The organism is Emticicia fontis (genome assembly GCF_054779675.1).
Genome location: NZ_BAAGXU010000040.1, coordinates 1 through 705 on the forward strand (window position 1 = coordinate 1; position 705 = coordinate 705).

Here is a 705-nt window from a genome sequence, read left to right on the forward strand (position 1 = left end):
GCTGTGATTGTTGGCGCGGATGGCTGAGTTAAAATCTGTAAACCTGTTACCGCGGCGCTTGCCGGAGAAGTACAACTACCCACTGTACAAGTGGCTGTAATACTATAAGTGCCCACCGATGAGAGTATCAAACTGCTACCTGATGAACCATTCGACCAGTTTATTGTTCCGCCACATCCACTGGCGGTTAAGGTCAAGGTATTTGGTGCACATACTACTTTTGGATTGGGTGCAGTGATTGTTGGCGCACTTGGCACCGAACTTTCAAGGGTTACAGATGTAGTCGATGTTGCCGTACAACCATTATTACCAGTTACCGTTACAGTATAAGTTCCAGGAGAGGAAATAGTAGCTGTGGCTTCTGTACCTAGTCCATTTGACCATTGATAGGTTGGTGATATACCACTTCCAGTAGCGGTTCTGGTAACAGAGGTAATATTACATGATAAATTAATATTGCCTGTAATGCTAACCGTTGGCGGTGCTACAATCTGTAAACCAGTGACGGCTTGACTTGCTGGAGAAGTACAACTACCCACCGTACAAGTGGCTGTAATGCTATAAGTGCCTACACTTGAAAGAGTCAAACTTGTACCCGTAGCTCCTGTTGACCAGTTTACTGTGCCACCACATCCACTCGCTGTCAAGGTCAAGGTATTTGGCGCACATACTACTTTTGGATTGGGTGCAACAATCGTTGGTGCA

General features: G+C 45.8%; 1 pseudogene. It reads right to left on the reverse strand.

What is annotated here, in order from left to right:
- A pseudogene (locus tag ACYVFA_RS19590) lies at positions 1 to 705 on the reverse strand (gliding motility-associated C-terminal domain-containing protein); the annotation flags it as partial.